The following is an 18,553-nucleotide window of genomic DNA, read 5'->3' as shown; positions in this document are numbered from 1 at the left end:
TTGTTGACACTCCGTCAATACCTTTGACGTTATTACTGACCGGTCAGTACGCGATGGGAGTGGGGTGATTTGTCGACAGATCGCCAGGTTTGCGGGTGCGGGACATGGTGCGGGACGTGTCGCGGGCCCGCCCCGTGGGGAGGGGGCGGGCCCGAGGAGGGGGCGAAGGCGTGCCGGCGCCGTCAGGACCACCGGGGTCGGGGACGGGCCGGGCACGCGACTTCTATCCAGAACGGGTGAAGCTGAACAAGCATCAGTTCTCCAGGGCGAGGCGGACGCCGCGTAGGACGGCGGCGATGCCCGAAACCGTAGGTTGATATGACTTATGCCGCGACGGGGCGCGCCGCCGACGCCCCGGACGTCGCCCGAAGGGCCGACGGGGCCGCGCCCCCAAGATCCACGACGGATCCGGCTACCGACCGGTACGGTCGAGCCCATGACCACAGCCCTCATCACCGGCGCGACCGCCGGCATCGGTGCCGCCTTCGCCCGCCGCCTCGCCGCCGACGGACGCGACCTGGTACTGGTCGCCCGCGACACCGAACGCCTGCGGCAGTCCGCCGACGAACTCGCCTCCTGCTACGGCGTCCAGGTCGAGACGATCGCCGCCGACCTCGCCACCGACACCGGCATCGGCTCGGTCGAGGACCGGCTGCGTGACGACGCCCGCCCCATCGACCTGCTGATCAACAACGCCGGCTTCGGCAACCGCGGCGCGTACCTGGACGTCCCCGTCCAGGACGAACTCGACATGCTCAAGGTCCACATCGAGGCCGTCCTGCGCACCACCACCGCCGCCGTCCCCGGCATGCGCGAACGCGGCTTCGGCGGCATCGTCAACCTCGCCTCGGTCGCGGCGTTCGTCCCGCGCGGCACCTACGGCGCGACCAAGGCGTGGGTGGTCAACTTCACCCTCGGCATCGCCCGCGACCTGGCCGGCAGCGGAGTGCGCCTCCAGGCGCTCTGCCCCGGCTTCACCCGCACCGAATTCCACCAGCGGGCCGGCATGGGCACCTCCTCCATCCCCGCCTGGGGCTGGCTCACCGCGGACCGCGTCGTCGACGAATCCCTCCGCGACCTCGCCCGCAACCGCCCGCTCTGCGTTCCCGGCAAGCGGTACAAGGCGGCGGTGACGGCGGCCCGGATACTGCCGCTGGGCGGGCTCGGGAAGCTTTCGACCACGGCGGGGCGGGACTACCGCAAGGCGTGAGAAACCGGGGGCGCGGGGAACTGCGCGAAGCGGAAGGCACCCAACCGCAAGATCGCGATGCAGGGCAATGACTGGCACTTGATCGCGACCTTGCGGGCGTGCGCTCCCTTCCCGCGCAGTTCCCCGCGCCCCTGGTGGTGCTCTCCCTGGTTGTGCCTCCTTTCCTGGGAATGCCCAGAAGGTTAGGTTTGCTAATGGTGAGTAAGGCTCGTTAAGGTGAGCCCCGCCGCCCTGTCCGCCGACCAGCTGGAGGTCTCCGTGCGACTGAACCGGATCGACTGGACGCCGCCCGAAGGGGAGGAGCGGCAGCCTGCGCAGGTGAAGAGGATCTTGCGGTTGTTCCGGCCGTATGCCGGGCGGCTGGCCGGGGTCGGGTTGTTGGTGGCGGCGTCGGCGGTGGTGTCCGTGGTGACGCCGTTCCTGTTGCGGGCGGTGCTGGACGTCGCGATTCCGGAGCGGCGCACGGGTCTGCTGACCCTTCTCGCGTTGGGGATGATCGCGGCGGCCGTGATCACCAGCGTGCTCAACGTGCTGCAGACGCTGATCTCCACCACGGTGGGGCAGCGCGTCATGCACGACCTGCGGACGTCGGTCTACCGGCATCTGCAGCGGATGTCGCTGGCGTTCTTCACCCGGACCCGCACCGGTGAGGTGCAGTCGCGGATCGCCAATGACATCGGCGGGATGCAGGCCACCGTCACCGGCACGGCCACCTCGCTGGTGTCGAACCTGACGGCGGTGATCGCCAGCGTGGTCGCGATGGTGGCGTTGGACTGGCGGCTGACCATTGTTTCCCTGCTGCTGCTCCCGGTGTTCGTGTGGATCAGCCGCCGGGTGGGCCGGGAGCGGAAGCGGATCACGGGGGAGCGGCAGCGGCAGCTCGCCAAGCTCTCGTCCGCGGTGCAGGAGTCACTGTCCGTCAGTGGCATCCTGCTGGGCCGCACGATGGGTCGTTCCGCCTCGCTGACCAGCGAATTCGCCGATCAGTCGGACGAGTTGGCGGCGCTGGAGGTGCGCTCCAGTATGGCCGGCCGGTGGCGGATGTCGACGATAGGGATCGTGATGGCCGCGATGCCCGCGATGATCTACTGGGCGGCGGGCCTGGCCACCGCGACCGGTGCGCCGATCGTCTCGCTGGGCACCCTGGTGGCGTTCGTGTCGTTGCAGCAGGGCCTGTTCCGGCCGACCGTCAGCCTGCTGTCCACCGGCGTGGACGTGCAGACCTCGCTGGCGCTGTTCCAGCGGATCTTCGAGTACCTCGACCTGCCGGTGGAGATCGACGAGCCCGAGCACCCCGTCCAGCTGGAGCGGATCCGCGGCGACGTGCGGTTCGAGGACGTCGAGTTCCACTACCAGGCCGGGCAGGACCGGCCCACGCTGGACGCCATCGACCTGACCATTCCGGCGGGCGGCTCGCTGGCGGTGGTCGGCGAGACCGGTTCCGGCAAGTCCACGCTGTCCTACCTGGTGCCGCGGCTGTACGACGTCAGCTCCGGGCGGGTGCTGATCGACGGGGTGGACGTGCGCGAGCTGTCGTTCGAGACGCTGGCCCGGGCGGTCGGCGTGGTCTCCCAGGAGACGTACCTGTTCCACGCGTCGATCGCCGACAACCTGCGGTTCGCCAAGCCCGACGCCACCGACGACGAACTCGTTGCCGCCGCGAAGGCCGCCCAGATCCACGACATGATCGCCGAACTGCCGGACGGCTACGACACCTTGGTGGGCGAGCGCGGCTACCGCTTCTCCGGCGGCGAGAAGCAGCGCCTGGCCATCGCCCGCACCGTGCTGCGCAACCCGCCGGTACTGATCCTGGACGAGGCGACCAGCGCGCTGGACAACCAGACCGAGCTGGCTGTCCAACTGGCCCTGGACGACCTCGCCGAGGGCCGCACCACGATCACCATCGCGCACCGGCTGTCCACCGTCCAGGGCGCCGACCAGATCGCCGTCCTCGACCACGGCACGCTCGCCGAACTCGGCACCCACGAGCAGCTGCTGGCCCGCGACGGCCGCTACGCCGCCCTGCTCAACCGGGACGCCGTACCGGTGGCCGCCGCCTGACGGCCCGCCGGGGCCTACGCGGCCTTCGGGGACTCGTTGTACTGCTCGGCCAGTTCCTGGCCGGAGAGGGCGTGGATGGCGGCCATCACCTCGTCGGTGACCTGCCGGCGGGCCTTCGCGGAGCGGGCCTGGCCGTGCAGGTCGTCGAAGCGCAGGGGCTCGCCGAACCGGACGGTGATCTTGCGCAGGCGCGGGATGCGCTTGCCGACCGGGAGGATGTGCTCCGAGCCCTCCAGCGCGACCGGGACGACCGGCACGCCGGCGGTCAGGGCCAGCCAGGCGACGCCGGTCTTGCCGCGGTACAGGCGGCCGTCCAGCGAGCGGGTGCCCTCGGGGTAGATGCCGAACGCCCGGCCGGAGTTGAGGATCTCCAGGCCCTCCTCCAGCGAGGCGGTGGCGGCCCGGACGCTGCCGCGCTCCACCGGGACGGCGTTGATCACGTGGGTGAAGAAGTACCGGGAGATCGCGCCCTTGACGCCGGTGCCGGTGAAGTACTCGGCCTTCGCCAGGAAGAACACCTGACGCGGCGCGGCCAGCGGGATCACCACGCTGTCCACGAACGACAGGTGATTGCTCGCCAGGATCACCCCGCCCTTGCGCGGCACGTTCTCCAGGCCCTCGATGGTCGGCCGGTAGAGGGCACGCGCGAGCGGCTTGAGCACGAGCTTGGTGACGAGGTCGATCAACGGGCCCTCCCTGGCCGAAGGTCGGACCGCCCGGGGCCCAAGGCGGTACCCGCCGAGGGGCGAGGCACGCGGCTCGGACGGAGGTCGGACCACTGGGTTCGAACCGCAGACTACGACATCGCACCGGCCGCCCGTCCACCGCACGGCGGCATCACGCCACTGCGATCCTCGTCACGCCCACCTGGTGGGAAAGCACCCTCTCACCTGGTGAGACGGGCCCCACCAGGTGAGACGGTCCCGGCTACTTGCGGACCGGGAAGATCCGGCTGACCACCCGCTCGGCGGCCCGGCCGTCGTCCCACGGGCAGAACCGCTCCCGGAAGCGCTGCCGGGCGGTCGGCTCCGGGTCGCCCGCGAGCAGCGCGTCGGTCAGCGCGTCCTGCTCGGTGGCGACCGCGCCCGGCGGCTCCTTCATCAGGTCGAAGTAGACGCCCCGGACCTGCTGGTACTCCTCCCAGTCGGGGGCGTACACGGCGATCGGCCGGTCCAGCACCGCGTAGTCGAACATCATCGACGAGTAGTCGGTGACCAGGGTGTCGGCCGCCAGGTACAGGTCCTCCACCGAGGGGTGGTCGGAGACGTCCAGCAGCCGGGCCGAGCCCGGGAGGGAGGTCAGGTCGCCCGCGCCGCCGTCGTGGAAGTAGTGGGTGCGCACCAGTACCGTCCAGCCGGAGCCGAGCCGTTCGGCCAGCGCGGGCAGGTCCAGCAGCGGCAGGTAGCCGCCCCGGGACTCGCGGTGGGTCGGCGCGTACAGCACGGTGCGCTGCCCGGGGGCGATGCCCAGGTCGCGGCGGACCTTCGCGCACTCCTCGGTGGTGGCGTGCACCAGGCGGTCGTTGCGCGGGTAGCCGGTGTCGAGGACCTGGTAGGTGCCGGGGAACGCCCGGGCGAAGTGCTCGCTGGTGTGCGGGTTCGGCGACACCAGGTAGTCCCAGCGCGACACCGCCTCGCGCAGCCGGTCGAAGTCCATGCCGTCCGCCGCGACCGGGTGGTCCCGCAGGTCCATCCCCATCGCCTTCAGCGGCGTGCCGTGCTGGGTCTGCACGTGCACCGTGCCGGTCCGCTTCGCCATCGTGTGCGGGAAGTTGACGTTGTTGACGAAGTACTTGGCGGTGGCCATCGCCTTCAGGTACGCCGGGGTGTTGACGATGACGTACGGCACGCCCTCGGGCATCGTCGCGGCCCGCGCCGCGTTCTCCACCACCCACACGCCGCGCACCTGCGGGGCCAGCTCGCGGGCCTTCTCGTAGATCGCCGCCGGGTTGCAGGCGTACCCGCGGTGCCAGTACGCCGCGTACACCGCCAGGTGCTCGTCTATCGGGAGCCGCCGGAACGCGTTGTACGCGGTGAACCGGGCGCTGCTGCGCATCGCCTTCTTCACCCCGGGCGCGACTGCTTTGGTGCCGCGCTTGACGGCGCCCGGCAGCCGGCCGCCGCGGCGCAGCTCGGCGTAGGCGCGCCGGGAGCCGCGGGCGGCCAGCCGGTACTGGATGCCGCGGACGCCGGACGGGAAGCGGTAACCGGCCGGGCGGTGCTTGGCGAAGTGGCCGGTGATCCGGGCGAAGAACTCGGCGCGCAGCTCGACCGGGACCAGCCCGGGGCTGTCGTAGATGGTCAGGGCCTGCTTGACGGTGCGGTCGAAGACCAGGGTGCGCAGCTTGTTCGCCCGCTCGTCGCGGTCCAGGAAGGCGAAGATCGCGTCGTACTGGGCGAAGGCGTCGGCGTGCTTGGGCGAGGCGGTGGCGGTGATGGCGCCCGGGCGGCCGCGCCGGTAGCGGTAGCAGGGGCGGTCGAGGTAGACCAGCCGGTCGGCGGCCAGCAGCAGCGGGTAGGTGACGGAGATGTCCTCGTAGTACCCGCGGCCGAAGTGCACGTCCAGGTCGAGCAGGTACTGCCGGCGCATCACCTTGTTCCACACCGCGAGCACCGAGTTGAACAGCGCCGGGTGCTCGGCGGCGGTGCAGCCGGAGACCAGCGGGGAGCCGGCCAGCACGTGCCGCCAGGGGTTCGGCTCCTCGCCGCCGTCGTGGTAGACGTGCGTGAAGTCGGTGAGCAGCACGTCGGCGGGCACGTCGCGGGTGGTCTCGGCGCGCAGTTCGGCGAGGATCGCGTCGATGGTGCCCTCGGGCAGCCAGTCGTCGCTGTCGACGAACCAGACGTAGGTGCCGGTGGCCTCGGCGAGGCCGGCGGTGCGGGCGCCGCCCAGGCCCTGGTTCTCCGCGAGGTGCAGGACCCGCATCCGGGGGTCGGTGGCGGCGTGCGCGTCCAGCAGGGCACCGCTGCGGTCGGGGGAGCGGTCGTCCACCGCGATCAGTTCGACCTCGCCGGGGGCGGCGCCGTCGGCCCGGAGCGAGTCCAGGCACTGCGGCAGGAAGCGTTCGACGCCGTGGACGGGCAGAACGATGCTGAGCAGGGGTGGCACGTGCGTTCACTCCGCGAAGGGATTGGGTGGCTCCGGCAGATCGCCCGGTCCCCGCCCACTCTACCGAGCGCCTACGGGCGCACCTCGGGCGCGGCTGAAACGCGACCGCCGGTGCCGCGCGTAATCGGTGGCGGCACCGGCAGTCTGGTTGGCGGTCCGACCGACCCTCAACGGTCGACCGCCGGTCCGTGCACCACGCCGGAGTCGGGCCGCCGCAGCGTCGAGACGGCCGTAGGTGACTCACTGTGGTGCCGGAAGCCTGTCATGTGATGAGCAGGTGATTCGTTCATACTCGAACTCATCCGACCGGGTTTGGGTGGCTCAGGCCCTTGATCCCGTGTCCATACAGATACTGCTTGGAGGTTCCGGCGGCGTCAATCCCTCGTATGTGTTCAGTTTCTGAACACCTCGGGCCGCCGCGACGTCTGACGCCCGGTCATGCTTGGATGGTGCACCATCAACCGATGCGCAGTCGTGACCGGGCGCACCGCACTTCGGTGAACGTCAGTTCCGTTCGCGCGATACGGTGGCAGAACACCAGGACGGTTGCATGAAGACCGCCGTAGCCGGATAGTCTTCGCCTCACGGCCCTGGCGCCTCGTAGGGGTGGGAAACAGATGGAACAGATTCAAGTGCGGACGCGGCCCCGGGTGCCCGCGATCCAGTGCGGCATGGGCACGACCGGCCGCCGGATCGAACGGCACCTCGCGGTGCTCGGCGCCCCCGCGCTCTCGACGGTGGACACGGCGGAAGCTCTCGGTCTGATAAGAGAACTGACGCCGCGTGGACCCAGCGTCCCCGTCGCCGTGCCCCGCCGCTCGGTGCGGGTCTCGCTGATGGCCCCGCTGCGCCGGCTCAAGCGGAGCATGTTCGGCAGCCGCGGCTGACCGCACCGACGTGAGGACGGGCGGCCCGCCGCTCGTCGCCACGAACCCGACGGACCGTGAGTCCGTCGGGCTTTCGGCGTTCCCGCGGGCGGTCGGGGCAGCCCTGGCGCGCGGTTGCGAAAGGCTGGCGCGCCCTGGCGGGCGACCTTGCGGTGGGGTGGCGTTCGGCGGCCGCCCCTTCGGGACCGGCCGCAAGATCGGCCAGGATGGCCCCATGTCCGACACCTTCCACACCACCACGCTCGAGATCACCACCGGCCGCAGAGAGGTCGCCCTCGACATCACCGACCGCTGCCACGACTTCCTGCGGGACGTCGCCGGCGGACGTGACGGCCTGCTGAACGTCTTCGTCCCGCACGCCACCGCGGGCATCGCCGTCATCGAGACCGGCTCCGGCAGCGACGACGACCTGCTCACCACCCTGCGCGAACTCCTGCCCGCCGACGACCGCTGGCGCCACCGCCACGGCACCCCCGGCCACGGCCGCGACCACGTGCTGCCCGGGCTGGTCGCCCCGCACGCCACCCTGCCGGTGGTGGGCGGCCGGCTCGCCCTCGGCATCTGGCAGTCGGTCGTGCTGATCGACACCAACGGGGACAACCCCGACCGCACCCTGCGGCTGTCCTTCCTCGGTTGACCGGCCGGCCGGCCCGCCGCTAGAAGGTGATCGACACCCCCTGGACGCGGTGGTTGTCGTTGAGCCCGCCGGTGGCGCCCGTGAAGCCGACCAGGACGCCGGCCGGAACGGCCACCGTGGTGTCGATCGCCGCCCGGCCGTCCACGGTGACCTGGACGCGGCCGCCGGTGACCTGCACGTCCACGGTGTGGGTGCCGGTGCGCAGATCGCCGATGTTGGTCGCGGTGGCGGCGTAGACGAGCGCGTCGCCCTGGCCGCCGGTGGCCAGGGCGACGAAGTTGGCCGAGGGGTCGTTGGCGTTCTTGGACGTGTCCAGGGTGACGGCGAGGCCGTGCAGTCCGGAGTAGCCGAGCCCGCCGCCGCCACCGCCGAGCGCGTGCGGCGTCTCGTGGGCCGCGTCGAGCAGGACGAAGGCCAGGCCGTCCGCCCCCGAGCCGCCGCCGATGACGGCCGTGAAGTGGGCGCGCAGGTTCGCGGAGGGTACGGCCATGTCGCACAGCGCGGATCCGGTCTGGTTGTTGATGGCCTCGGTGAGCACGATGTCGGTGCCCGAGAGCACGGCCGTGCCGTTGAACGTCCAGTCGTCGGCGCTCGGCGGGGCGACGCTGCCGCTGGTGACTCCGGTGCCGGTGAAGGAGACGGTCTGCATGCCCTGGCCGTCGTCGCCGGTGAGCAGGAAGTGACCGGAGGCCTGGCCGGCGGCGGTGGGGGTGAAGACCACCGTCTGGGTGACCTGCTGGTCGGGGCCGAGCTGCTGGCCCTCGGCGATCGGGTTGGGAGCGGAGAACGGCGCGGTGGGCGGCGCGGCCTTGGTCACGTTCAGCGTCACGTTGCCGGTGTTCTTGATGTCGAAGGTCCTGCTGAGCGAACCGCCGACCGGGACCTGGCCGAAGTCGACCGAAGTCGGCTTGATCGTCAGCTGCGGGGCGCCGACGACGGCCGTACCGGTGAGCGGGACAGTGACCGAGAGCCCGTCCGAGCCGGTGACGGTGAACTGCGAGCTGTCGCCGCCCGCCGGGCTCGGGACGGCCGGCGCGTAGGTGGCGGACACGGCGAGCGAGGTGCCCGGGGCGAGGCTGAAGCCGACCGGGGGCAGGCCGGCGACCGTGAACGGGGGCGATGACGACGTGGTGCCGCCGATCGTCTCGGGCGTGGTGCCGGTGTTGGTGACGATCACGCTGAGCGTCATCGAGGACTGGGTGGCCAGCTGGCCGAAGTCCAGCGACGGCGGTGACGCGGCGAAACCGGGCTGGGTGCCGGTGCCGTGCAGGTCGAGGCCCACGGTGCCGGCGACGCCGTTCGTCGTCACGGCGAAGGAGAGCGTCCCCGTCGCCCCACCGGGACCGGTCGGCGCGAAGCCGACCGGGACGGCCAGCGTGCCCCCGGTGTTCAGGGTGACCGGGAGGGCCGGGGGCTTGGCACTGAAGGGCGCGGCCGTGGTGATCGCCGTGACGGTCACGCCGCGCGCCGCGGTGACCGTCGTGGTGGCGTTGCCGGTGGCGCCCACCGCGACCTGCCCGAAGTCGACCGGAGTACCCGTCAGGGCGGCCTGGGACGGGCTGCCGAAGGCGATCAGCCGGCCGTCGCGGGTACCGACGTAGACCCGGCCCGAGCCGACGCCGACCTTGGCGAACTTCACGGCCGTCCCGATCGGCGCCGACCAGCGCAGCCTCAGGACGCCGTTGACCGGCACCGCGTCGTACGCGCGCAGTTGCGCGTTGCTGCCGTCGGAACCCTTGGGGTCGGGGCAGACGACCCAGACCAGCGCCGAACCGGAGGTCATGCCGTCGGACGTCACGCTCGGCGAGCCCGGGTAGTGGCCGATCTCGGCGCTGCTGGTGCCCGCATTGGCCAGGACGGGCGTGCCGGTGCCGTCGACGCCGTACTTGAGCGCGCGGAGATGGCCGTCGTTCTCGGGGACGTACACGAAGCCGCCGTCACCGCCCCAGACCGCCAGGTGGCCCCAGACGCCGCGGAACGGCCCGGCCACGGACAGCGCCCCGTCCGAGCCGCCGGGCCCCTGGCCACGACCGCCCAGATCGTCCCGGTCGAGGAGGAAGACCCGGCCGTCCTTTCCGATCTGGACCAGCAGCTTCGGGTGGGCCGTGGTGCCGAACGGCGGCGAGGGCAGGGCCACCGGGCCGCCGGAGCCGAAGTCCTGGTCGTGCAGGTCCAGTTGGTCCGCGTTGCCGGGGCTGAAGAAGTCCACCGCGGTGAGCTGCCCGTTGCTGGACAGGTGGATCACCGACTCGGCGAGGTGGCCGGGCGGCTGGTTGCCCGGGCCGGGCGCGGGCGAGATGCCGTTGCCGGTGGAGAAGAAGATCCGGCCGGGACCGTCCGAGACCAGGCCGCCGCCGCCCATCCAGACCCCGGACCTCGGCGTCTTGCCGCCCGTGTTCTGCGCGCACCACATGCGCAGCGCACCGGTCGCCGTCTTCACCCCGACCAGGTAACCGAAGTACGTGTCCGCGTCGCAGTGCGCGCCGAACCCGGCGAACACCTCGCCGTCGAGCAGCAGCAGGCCGGTCCGCTGCTGCGCCGTGAACGGGTCGAACACGACGCCCGCGTTGTTCGGCGGGGAGCCCTGGATCTTCACCGGCCAGTTCGGCGGCTCGTTGCCGGTCGCCACGTCCAGGCTGTGCAGGAACCACTGCACGCTCTTGCCGTGCGGGTCGCCGTCGACGTTGACCTTGGCGGTGAGGTAGACCCGCCCCGACGAGGGGTCGAACACCGGGGTGGAGGTCACGCCGATGTTGGGGACCAGGTCGCCGCAGCCGATCGCGGCGGCCGGCCAGACGGGGCCGAGGGACTTGGACCAGAGAATCGCGCCGGTGACGGCGTGGATGCCGTAGACCTTGTTGTTCTCGGTCGCCACCACCACGGTGGACCCGATGACCAGCGGCTGGGTGTAGACCTGCCCGTCCACGGCCGTCGAGAACAGCTGGCCGAAGTCGGCGGCACTCACCTGGCTGGGCGCCAGCTGCGGCTGGGCCGAGTCCCAGCCGGTCCGCATCGGATTGAACGAGACGGTCGGATCCTGGGCGATCACATTCGGCGTCATGGTGCGCTTCCTTCTCCGTTTCGAGCGAGTGCTGGGGCGGTGTGACGGTCGGCGCGGTTCACAGCCGCAGCTCCAGGCCGTCAGCGGCGACTTCCACGCCCTCGGCGGCGAGTTCCTTGTGCTGGTCCGAGTCCGGGTCGGTCAGCGGGTTGGTGTTGTTGAGGTGCGTGTAGAGGCGCCGCGCGCCAGGGTGCGGGCGCAGCCGCCGCAAGGTGCCGTCCGGCCCGGCGATCGGCAGGTGGCCGAAGGCGCGGGCGGTGCGGCGCTCGCCGGCGACGTGCTGCAGCTCCTCGTCGCTCCAGAACGTGCCGTCCAGGAGCAGGCAGTCGGCGCCGGCCAGGAACGCGTCGAAGCCGTCCGGCCAGTCGGCGAGCGAGGGCGCGTAGACCGCGCAGGCTCCGGTCCGGGTGTCCGTGAAGCGGTAGGCGACGGCCCACGGGCCGGGCGCGTCGACGTGGGCGGCGTAGCGGGGCCGCTTGTCGCTCACCGGGAAGGCGGCGGCCGTCAGCCCGCCGTCCTCGCTGCCGCCGAGCCGGAGCTGCCGGTCGAGCGGGTGCCAGCGGGAGGTGCCGTAGCGGGCCAGCAGGCCGCGCAGCGGGAAGACCTCGCCGAGGCTGTGCCAGACCGGTGGCGGGGCGTGGATGTCCAGCTCGGCGCCCTCGCGCAGAGCGAGCAGGCCGGCGGTGTGGTCGAGTTCGCCGTCGGTCAGCAGGACCCCGCGCAGCGGCGTGCCGCGGGTGCCGTCCGGCGGGGCCAGCTCGGGTGCGGTGAGCAGCTGGACGCGGAGGTCGGGCGAGGCGTTCACCAGGTACCAGGTGTCGTCGGAGGCGCTGACGGCGAGGCATTCCTGCGTCCGCCAGGCTTCCGGGCCGGCCGCGCGGGCCCGGGCGCAGGTCGGGCAGGCGCAGTTCCACTGCGGCAGGCCGCCGCCGGCGGCGGTGCCGAGTACGCGTAGCCGCATGGCTTCCCTCCTTCGCGGTTCAGGCGCCGCGTGGCACCAGCGGCGGGGTGGGGTCCGGCTCGCTGCCTCGGACCAGCCCGGTGACCAGCGCGTGGTGCGGCGAGAGCCGGCAGACCGGGTCGGTGGCGGCCGCGTCCCCCGTCAGCTGGAAGGCCTGGCAGCGGCAACCGCCGTGGTCGAGCTCCTTGCGTTCGCAGCTGCGACAGGGTTCGGGCATCCAGTCCGTGCCGCGGAAGCGGGTGAACGCCGGCGAGTCGAACCAGATGTCCGCCAGCGGGCGGTCGCGCACACTCAGCACGCCGAGCCCCGGGATCTGCGCGGCGGCCGGGCAGGGCAGCACGTCACCGTTCGGCGCGACGGTGAGCTGACGGCCGGCCCAGCCGTTCATGCAGGGCTTGGGCCAGCTCTCGTGGTAGTCCGACACGACATAGACGATCTGCATGCGGCTTGCCAGGCGCTCGCGGGCCGCCGTCACCGCGGCCTCGGCCGCCGCCAGTTGGGCACCGGTCGGCAGCAGCGCCGCGCGGTTGCGCAGCGCCCAGCCGTAGAACTGGGTGTTCGCCAGCTCCAGGCGGTCCGCGCCGAGCTCCGACGCCAGGTCGATCAGAGCGGGGATCCGGTCGATATTGCGCCGGTGCAGCACGACATTGACCGTCAGGGCCAGGCCGGCGGCCCCGACCAGAGCGGCGGCGGCCAGCTTGCGCGCGTGCACGGGCCGGCCCGCCAGCTCGTCCGCCGGAGCCGCCGTCGCGTCCTGGAAGCTGAGCTGCACATGATCGAGGCCCGCGGCGGCCAGCTCGGTCAGCCGGGCCGGGGAGAGTGCCTGCCCACCGGTGATCAGGCTGGTGTACAGGCCCAGCCCGCGGGCGTGCGCCACCAGCGCGGGCAGGTCGCGCCGGAGCAGCGGCTCGCCACCCGACAGGTGCACCTGGAGCACGCCCAGGGCCCGCGCCTCGGCGAGGACCCGCCGCCACTCGGCCGGGCTCAGCTCGTCGGCGTACGCGTCGAGCGCGACCGGGTTGGAGCAGTAAGCGCAGCGCAGCGGGCAGCGGTAGGTCAGTTCGGCGAGCAGGCCGTACGGGCGGGCGGCGGGTCGGTCAGTGTTCTGACGTTCGGGCTTCTCGGGAAGGGGCTCGGGTGTCTCGGGAGGGGGCTCGGGCGTCGCGGGAAGGGCCGGGCCGGCTGCGAGCAGGTGCTGTTCGGCCAGCGAGGCGAGGAAGGACCGCACCTCGGCCGGTCGCACCCCGGCGTACTCCCGTTCCAGTGCGGCGAGGATCGCCGTCGTGCCGGTGGCGCCGTCGCAGCGTGCGAGCACGGCGGCGGCCGTCTTGCCGAGCACCAGCACGCCGTCCGGATGCAGCAGTACCGGCACGGACCGCACCCGGTCGTGGCCGAGCCGGACGCCCCGGCGCAGGCGCCAGGGGCCCTCCGCCGCCGTGGTCACCCGTCAGCCCGCCGCGGTCGCGTGCTCGATGGCGTCGAGCATCGACCAGAGGACGTCGCATTTGAAGGAGAGCGCGGCCAGCGCCGCGTCCTGCTGCTCACGGCTCGTGCAGTACTCGGTGACCAGGCCCAGTGCGTGGGCCGAGTCGGCGTCGGCCACGGCCGGACGCTGCTCGAAGTACCGGAGGCCGGCGGGCTCCACCCATCCGTAGTGGGTGCGCAGGGCGGTGAGCCGCTCGCGCATCAGGCCCGGCGAGAACAGTTCGGTGAGCGAGGCGGCGACGGCCTCGATCCACGGGCGGGTGCGCGCGAAGTTCACGTAGGCGTCCGTGGCGAAGCGCACGCCCGGCAGGACATGACGCTCGTCCAGCACCTCGTCCCGGCTGAGCCCGGCGGCCTCGGCGAGGGCGAGCCAGTCGACGTTTCCGCCCTGGCCGGGCGCGGTGCCGTCCTGGTCCGCGAGGCGCTTGACCCAGCGGCGGCGGACCTCCGGGACGGGGCAGTTGGCGATCACCGCCGCGTCCTTCTGGGGCAGCCACTTCTGGTAGTACCAGCGGTTGGCGATCCAGGATCGCAACTCCGCCTCGCTCAGCCCGCCTTGGTGCAGCCTGAGATGGAACGGGTGGTTGTGCCAGTACCTCTCGGAGTGCGCGTGCAGGGCCGCGGTGAACTCCGGGACGGTGCGCGGTGTCCGGTCGTCCGTCATGGCTGCCCGCTACCGTCGGCCCGCGTAGGCCGTGACCTCGGGCGCGAGCTCGATGCTCTGCGCGGTCGGTGGCGACCAGGACCGCCGCAGGTCTGCGCGGGGCGGTGGCTCGGACGGTGCCGCGGGTGCGGGGCCGGCCGGGTCGGCGGGCGGGGGAGCGCTGGTGGTGGCGGCGTTCGACTGGTTCGTCATGGAGCACCCCGGAGGTGATCACGAGGGGATGTACACGGTCGGTTTCCAGGATCGATCCGCACCCGCCTCCGCGCAATCGGTCCGCGGGGCGGGGCCCGCTGGCAGGGGACGTACCCTGGGCGCATGGCAGAGCAGCAGTCGGAGAGTGCCGGGCAGGTCTGCGAGGTGTCCGCCGACCCGGAGCAGGCGCGCCGCGGGTTGCTGGCCGGCGGGCCCGGTGAGCGTGCCACGTGCGTGCTGTGCGGTGAGGAGACCGAGTACCCGGCCGAGACGCCAGGATCCACGCTGTGTCCGGTCTGCACCTGGCAGCAGGCCCAGCGGGCCGCGTGCTCCGGCTGATGATCCATCAGACAATCGGTCCATGACCGTTTTCGCGCCGAGCGCCGGGCCCGTCGGCGGCCTGCTGGAACGTCCGCACGCCACGCTCGCCTTCGAGGTGGCCGGGCCGGCGGACGGCCCGCTCGCCGTGCACGCGCACGGCTCGCTCTCCAGCCGGGCCCACGAGAGGCGCGCCGGCCTGTTCGACTGGACGCCGCTCACCGCGACGCACCGGCTGGCCCGGTACGACGCGCGCGGCCACGGGTACTCGACGGGGCGCGCCGTCGCCGAGGACTTCGGCTACCCCGCGCTCGCCCAGGACCTGCTCGCGCTCTGCGACCACCTCTCGCCGGACGCACCCGTCACCGGGCTCGGGGCGTCCATGGGCACCGCGACCGTCCTGTGGGCCGCGCTCGCCCGCCCCGAACGGTTCGACCGCCTGGTGCTGGCCATCCCCGCCGTCGCCTGGGCGGCCCGCGACCCGCGACGGGCCGGACTGCGAGCCGCCGCCGCCCTGGTGGAACGGCGCGGCACGGGCACGCTCGGAGCAGCCGCGAAGATCGGCGGGCCGCCCGCGGTGCTCGCCGAAGTCCCGCAGTACGCCACCGAGTTCGACGCCGCCGAGCACCTCGTCCCGTCCGTCCTCCGCGCCGCCGCCGAAGCCGACCTGCCCACCCCCGACCGCCTCCGCGACCTCCCCCACCCCACCCTGATCCTCACCTGGCCCACCGACCCCATCCACCCGACCGCCACCGCGACCGCCCTCGCCGCCCACCTCCCCGACGCCCGCCTCCACACGGCCACGACCTTGGCGGACATCAGGAGTTGGGGCCGAGTGGCGGCGGACTTCCTGGCAGGCGGCGAGTCTTCGTAGCGGCAGGTGTTCGGCTACTGGATGAGCGGGTCGGCGGCACCGGCGCAACGCGTCAGGTGTCGTCGCGGGTGGTGTGGTGGGTGGTGGAGCCGTGGCGGTGTTTGCGGATGAGGAGTTGGGCGGGGATGCGGGTGCGGAGGTCGGCCACGTGGCTGACGATGCCTACGGCGCGGTCGCGTTCGCGGAGGGAGTCGAGGACGTCCATGACTTCTTCGAGGGTGTTTTCGTCGAGGGTGCCGAAGCCCTCGTCGATGAAGAGGGTGTCGAGGGGCATGCCGCCGGCCTCGTCGGTGACGACGTCGGCGAGGCCGAGGGCGAGGGCGAGGGAGGCGAAGAAGGATTCGCCGCCGGAGAGGGTGGCGGTGTCGCGTTCGCGGCCGGTCCAGGCGTCGACGACGTGGAGGGAGAGGCCGGAGCGCTTGTTGCCGGAGACCAGGCCGTCGCTGTGGACCAGGGTGTAGCGGCCGCCGGACATTTTGAGGAGGCGCTGGCTGGCGGCGGCGGCGACCTGTTCGAGGCGGGCGGCCAGGACGTAGGACTCCAGGCGCATGCGCAGGGCGTTCTCGGCGGGGGCGCCCGCGAGCAGGGCGGCGAGGCGGCTGATCCGGGCGTAGGCGTCGAGGACGGGGGCGACGGCGTCGGCGAGGGCGGTCAGGTCGGCGGTGATCCGGGCGAGGGCGGTGACCCGGGCGGTGGCGGTGCCGTGTGCGGTGTCGGCGGTGCGCAGGACGGCCGTGGCGTGTTCCTCGGCGGCGTGTGCGGATGCGGTGTCCGCGGGCGGGAGTTCGGCGGCCGCGCGCAGGTCGGGGTCGGCGAGGCGGGCTGCGGCCTGTTCCAGGGCGGCGTCCAGTTGCTCGAACCGCCGTTGCAGGGCGTCGCGTTGGTGGGCGGGGAGTTCGGCGGCGGCGAGTGCGGGCAGGTCGGTGAAGCCCGCGTCGGCGGCCGCCTGTTCGAGGGCGTCGGTGGCCTCGGCGAGGTGGCGGGTGGTTTCGGTGGTGGTGCGGGCGGCGTCGAGGACGGCGGTGACGGCGGCGGCGAGGGCGTCCACCGCGGTGGCGCGGGCCGCGACGGACGGGGCGTCGCCGCGGGCGGCGGCGATCCGGCCGGCCAGCGCGTCGAGTTCGGCCGCGACGGTGCCGAGCCGGTCGGCGAGGACGGCTCCGCGCTCGCCCGCCTGGCGCAGCCGCTCGTGGCGGGCCTTGCGCTCGTGCTCGAGTCGTTCGACCTGCTGGCCCAGGGGGACCAGTCGTTCCGCGGTGTGCAGTGCGGTGCGGCGAGAAGAGTTCAACTCTTCGAGGGCGAGGGAGAGTTCGGCGACCGAGCGGCCGCCGGAAGCGGTTCCGGCGGCCGCGGTGTCGGCCTGCAGGGTGCTCAACCGGCGCTTGGCGGCGTCGAGTTCGCCCTCCGCCGCGTGCTGGGCGGCGCGGGCGCGCTGCTCGTCGGCGGCGGTGACCTGGTCGGCTGAGGGGCGGGCCGGGTTCGGGTGTTCCGGCGAGCCGCACACCCGGCAGGGTTCGCCGGCGGCCAGCTGGGCGGCCAACTCGGCGGCCATGCCCGCGAGTCGGCGTTCCTGGAGGTCCAGGGTGCGGGACCGGGCGTCCAGCGCGGCGCCCGTCAGGGCGTGCACCTCCGCCTCGGTGGCGGTGAGTGAGGAAAGGAGTCGGTGGTGGCGGTGAGCAGCGCCCTGACGGAGCGTCAGATCGGCGTGCTGGGCGTCGAGTTGGGCGAGCAGGGTGTGGGCGTCGCGGGCCGCGTCGAGGTCGGCGTTCAGCTGCTTCAGCTGGTCGTCGAAGCCGGACAGCCAGTCCTGCGACTCCTCCGCCAGGTCGTCCGCCTTTTTCTGCTCGGCGGCCAACTCGCCGCGCTCGACCAGTAGTTGGGCGTGTCGCTGCTCGTCGGCGCGGGCCCCGGACAGGCGGGTCGCCTCGGTGTGCAGGGCGCGTTCGGCGGCGGCGAGCGGGAGGTCGCCGAGCAGCTGGGCGGCCCAGGGGGCGGCGGACCGGGTGTTGAGTGTGGCGGTGTGCGTGGACTCGGTGGCGGTGGCGGCGGTGTGGGCGGCCAGCGCGCTGCGGTGCAGGGAGCGCAGGGGGGCCAGGGTCTCGGCGGCCAGCGCGAGCCGCAGGCGGGACCGGTCGGCGGCCGACTCCTGGGCGGTGGCGGTGAGTTGGAGATGCTTGTCGAGCGCGGAGTGGTAGTTGTGCTGGCGGTCCGCCAAGGTGCGCTGGGCGTCCAGGTGCGTGCGGGCCCGGGTGCGGGCGGACTCGGCGGCCTCCAGCGCGAGCGCCGTCGCGGTGACGCGTTCGGCGGCCGTGCCGCGCAGCATCGCCGCCCAGGCCAGCACGTCCGAGGCGGAGGCGTTCTCGTCGGGCCGGTGCGCGGCGGCGTCCTCCGCGAGCGGACCGGCGGCCTCCTCGGCGCGGGCCGCCAGGTCGCGCAGCTTCTGCCGACCGGCCTGCACCTCGTGCTCCTGGCGCAGGCGGCGCTCCGCCGCCCAGCGTTCCAACTGCTCGAACCGGCTGGTGTCGAACAACTTGCCCAGCAGCTCGGCGCGCTGCTTGGAGTCCGCGCGCAGGAACCGCGCGAAGTCGCCCTGCGGCAGCAGTACCACCTGGCAGAACTGGTCCCGGTTCATGCCGAGCAGCCGGGTCAGCTCCTCGCCGGCCTCCTGGTGCGACTTGCTGACCGCGACCCAGCCCGGCTCGCCCTCGCCGGCGTCCGCGGCCCATTCACGCAGCAGCGTCTGCGCCTTGTCCTGCGTGAAGCCCGCGCCGCGCTTCTTCGGGCGGAGCTGCTCCGGGCTGCGGGTGATCTCCAGCCGGCGCCCGCCGAGCGTCGCCTCCAGCACCACCTCGGTGCGGCGCCCCTGGTCGGCGTGGTCGCTGCGCACGCCGTTGCTCTTGCGCGAGCCCGGCAGTTCGCCGTACAGCGCGTAGCAGACCGCGTCCAGCACGCTGCTCTTGCCCGCGCCGGTCGCCCCGCGCAGCAGGAACAGGCCGGACGCGGTGAGCCGGTCGAAGTCGATCCGCTCCGTGGACGCGAACGGGCCGAACGCGGTGACGGTGAGCTGGTGCAGCCTCATCGGGCGCTCCCCTTCG

Annotated in this window: 14 protein-coding genes; 6 read left to right on the top strand and 8 right to left on the bottom strand. The window is 72.9% G+C overall.

Features of this window, described 5'->3' with window-relative positions; all coding sequences use genetic code 11:
- The first annotated feature begins 436 nt into the window (after positions 1 to 436).
- Complete coding sequence (locus tag ACFYS8_RS02870) at positions 437 to 1,210, top strand: SDR family NAD(P)-dependent oxidoreductase (RefSeq protein WP_387634818.1); 774 nt, start codon at positions 437 to 439, stop codon at positions 1,208 to 1,210.
- A 258-nt stretch (positions 1,211 to 1,468) separates the two neighbouring features.
- Positions 1,469 to 3,271 carry an ABC transporter ATP-binding protein gene (locus tag ACFYS8_RS02865; protein WP_387636812.1) on the top strand — a complete coding sequence of 601 codons (1,803 nt, stop codon included), beginning with the start codon at positions 1,469 to 1,471 and terminating at the stop codon, positions 3,269 to 3,271.
- A 14-nt stretch (positions 3,272 to 3,285) separates the two neighbouring features.
- Here ACFYS8_RS02865 and ACFYS8_RS02860 read toward each other — a convergent pair whose 3' ends face one another.
- Both ACFYS8_RS02860 and ACFYS8_RS02855 read right to left on the bottom strand, forming a co-directional pair.
- Positions 3,286 to 3,957 carry a lysophospholipid acyltransferase family protein gene (locus ACFYS8_RS02860; protein ID WP_387634814.1) on the bottom strand — a complete coding sequence of 224 codons (672 nt, stop codon included), beginning with the start codon at positions 3,955 to 3,957 and terminating at the stop codon, positions 3,286 to 3,288.
- A gap of 241 nt (positions 3,958 to 4,198) precedes the next feature.
- Positions 4,199 to 6,379, bottom strand: coding sequence for a CDP-glycerol glycerophosphotransferase family protein (locus tag ACFYS8_RS02855; RefSeq protein WP_387634811.1), 2,181 nt, complete (start codon positions 6,377 to 6,379; stop codon positions 4,199 to 4,201).
- A 617-nt stretch (positions 6,380 to 6,996) separates the two neighbouring features.
- Here ACFYS8_RS02855 and ACFYS8_RS02850 point away from each other — a divergent pair.
- Together ACFYS8_RS02850 and ACFYS8_RS02845 are read left to right on the top strand one after the other, a co-directional pair.
- The gene (locus ACFYS8_RS02850; RefSeq protein WP_387634808.1) at positions 6,997 to 7,266 is read left to right on the top strand and encodes a hypothetical protein; all 270 of its coding nucleotides are present in this window, start codon (positions 6,997 to 6,999) and stop codon (positions 7,264 to 7,266) included.
- 214 nt (positions 7,267 to 7,480) lie between these two features.
- Positions 7,481 to 7,903 carry a secondary thiamine-phosphate synthase enzyme YjbQ gene (locus ACFYS8_RS02845; protein ID WP_387634806.1) on the top strand — a complete coding sequence of 141 codons (423 nt, stop codon included), beginning with the start codon at positions 7,481 to 7,483 and terminating at the stop codon, positions 7,901 to 7,903.
- Between the two features lie 19 nt (positions 7,904 to 7,922).
- On the opposite strand, the gene ACFYS8_RS02840 is transcribed toward ACFYS8_RS02845, so the two are convergent.
- Genes ACFYS8_RS02840 through ACFYS8_RS02820 form a run of 5 tightly spaced genes read right to left on the bottom strand, consistent with a single transcriptional unit; the run spans position 7,923 to position 14,266 of the window.
- Positions 7,923 to 10,964 (bottom strand): choice-of-anchor D domain-containing protein, encoded by a 3,042-nt coding sequence (locus ACFYS8_RS02840; protein WP_387634804.1) that lies wholly within the window; start codon positions 10,962 to 10,964, stop codon positions 7,923 to 7,925.
- Positions 10,965 to 11,022: 58 nt separating this feature from the next.
- Entirely contained in the window at positions 11,023 to 11,925 is a 903-nt protein-coding gene (gene pqqB / locus ACFYS8_RS02835) for a pyrroloquinoline quinone biosynthesis protein PqqB (protein WP_387634802.1), read from the bottom strand.
- Positions 11,926 to 11,944: 19 nt separating this feature from the next.
- Entirely contained in the window at positions 11,945 to 13,369 is a 1,425-nt protein-coding gene (gene pqqE, locus ACFYS8_RS02830) for a pyrroloquinoline quinone biosynthesis protein PqqE (protein WP_387634800.1), read from the bottom strand.
- Positions 13,370 to 13,372: 3 nt separating this feature from the next.
- Positions 13,373 to 14,074: a pyrroloquinoline-quinone synthase PqqC gene (gene pqqC, locus ACFYS8_RS02825; protein ID WP_387634798.1), complete on the bottom strand. Its 702-nt coding sequence runs from the start codon at positions 14,072 to 14,074 to the stop codon at positions 13,373 to 13,375.
- Positions 14,075 to 14,083: 9 nt separating this feature from the next.
- The gene (locus ACFYS8_RS02820; protein ID WP_387634796.1) at positions 14,084 to 14,266 is read right to left on the bottom strand and encodes a hypothetical protein; all 183 of its coding nucleotides are present in this window, start codon (positions 14,264 to 14,266) and stop codon (positions 14,084 to 14,086) included.
- A 123-nt stretch (positions 14,267 to 14,389) separates the two neighbouring features.
- Between ACFYS8_RS02820 and ACFYS8_RS02815 the strand changes: the two genes are divergently transcribed.
- Complete coding sequence (locus ACFYS8_RS02815; protein WP_387634793.1) at positions 14,390 to 14,605, top strand: hypothetical protein; 216 nt, start codon at positions 14,390 to 14,392, stop codon at positions 14,603 to 14,605.
- Between the two features lie 22 nt (positions 14,606 to 14,627).
- Positions 14,628 to 15,458 carry an alpha/beta fold hydrolase gene (locus tag ACFYS8_RS02810; RefSeq protein ID WP_387634791.1) on the top strand — a complete coding sequence of 277 codons (831 nt, stop codon included), beginning with the start codon at positions 14,628 to 14,630 and terminating at the stop codon, positions 15,456 to 15,458.
- 52 nt (positions 15,459 to 15,510) lie between these two features.
- Here ACFYS8_RS02810 and ACFYS8_RS02805 read toward each other — a convergent pair whose 3' ends face one another.
- On the bottom strand, positions 15,511 to 18,537 hold the full coding sequence (locus ACFYS8_RS02805; RefSeq protein WP_387634788.1) for an AAA family ATPase: 3,027 nt from the start codon (positions 18,535 to 18,537) through the stop codon (positions 15,511 to 15,513).
- Positions 18,538 to 18,553: the final 16 nt, after the last annotated feature.

This window comes from Kitasatospora sp. NPDC004615 (assembly GCF_042873545.1).
In the GTDB taxonomy this organism is placed as follows: domain Bacteria; phylum Actinomycetota; class Actinomycetes; order Streptomycetales; family Streptomycetaceae; genus Kitasatospora.
The sequence above is the reverse complement of the archived record's forward strand: the minus strand, read 5'-3'. Positions and strand labels throughout refer to the sequence as shown.

Coding starts and splice junctions, on each gene's coding strand:
- ACFYS8_RS02870 (WP_387634818.1), top strand. CDS start 437: ATGACCACAGCCCTCATCACCGGCGCGACCGCCGGCATCGGTGCCGCC.
- ACFYS8_RS02850 (WP_387634808.1), top strand. CDS start 6,997: ATGGAACAGATTCAAGTGCGGACGCGGCCCCGGGTGCCCGCGATCCAG.
- ACFYS8_RS02845 (WP_387634806.1), top strand. CDS start 7,481: ATGTCCGACACCTTCCACACCACCACGCTCGAGATCACCACCGGCCGC.
- ACFYS8_RS02840 (WP_387634804.1), bottom strand. CDS start 10,964: ATGACGCCGAATGTGATCGCCCAGGATCCGACCGTCTCGTTCAATCCG.
- pqqB (WP_387634802.1), bottom strand. CDS start 11,925: ATGCGGCTACGCGTACTCGGCACCGCCGCCGGCGGCGGCCTGCCGCAG.
- pqqC (WP_387634798.1), bottom strand. CDS start 14,074: ATGACGGACGACCGGACACCGCGCACCGTCCCGGAGTTCACCGCGGCC.
- ACFYS8_RS02820 (WP_387634796.1), bottom strand. CDS start 14,266: ATGACGAACCAGTCGAACGCCGCCACCACCAGCGCTCCCCCGCCCGCC.
- ACFYS8_RS02815 (WP_387634793.1), top strand. CDS start 14,390: ATGGCAGAGCAGCAGTCGGAGAGTGCCGGGCAGGTCTGCGAGGTGTCC.
- ACFYS8_RS02810 (WP_387634791.1), top strand. CDS start 14,628: ATGACCGTTTTCGCGCCGAGCGCCGGGCCCGTCGGCGGCCTGCTGGAA.
- ACFYS8_RS02805 (WP_387634788.1), bottom strand. CDS start 18,537: ATGAGGCTGCACCAGCTCACCGTCACCGCGTTCGGCCCGTTCGCGTCC.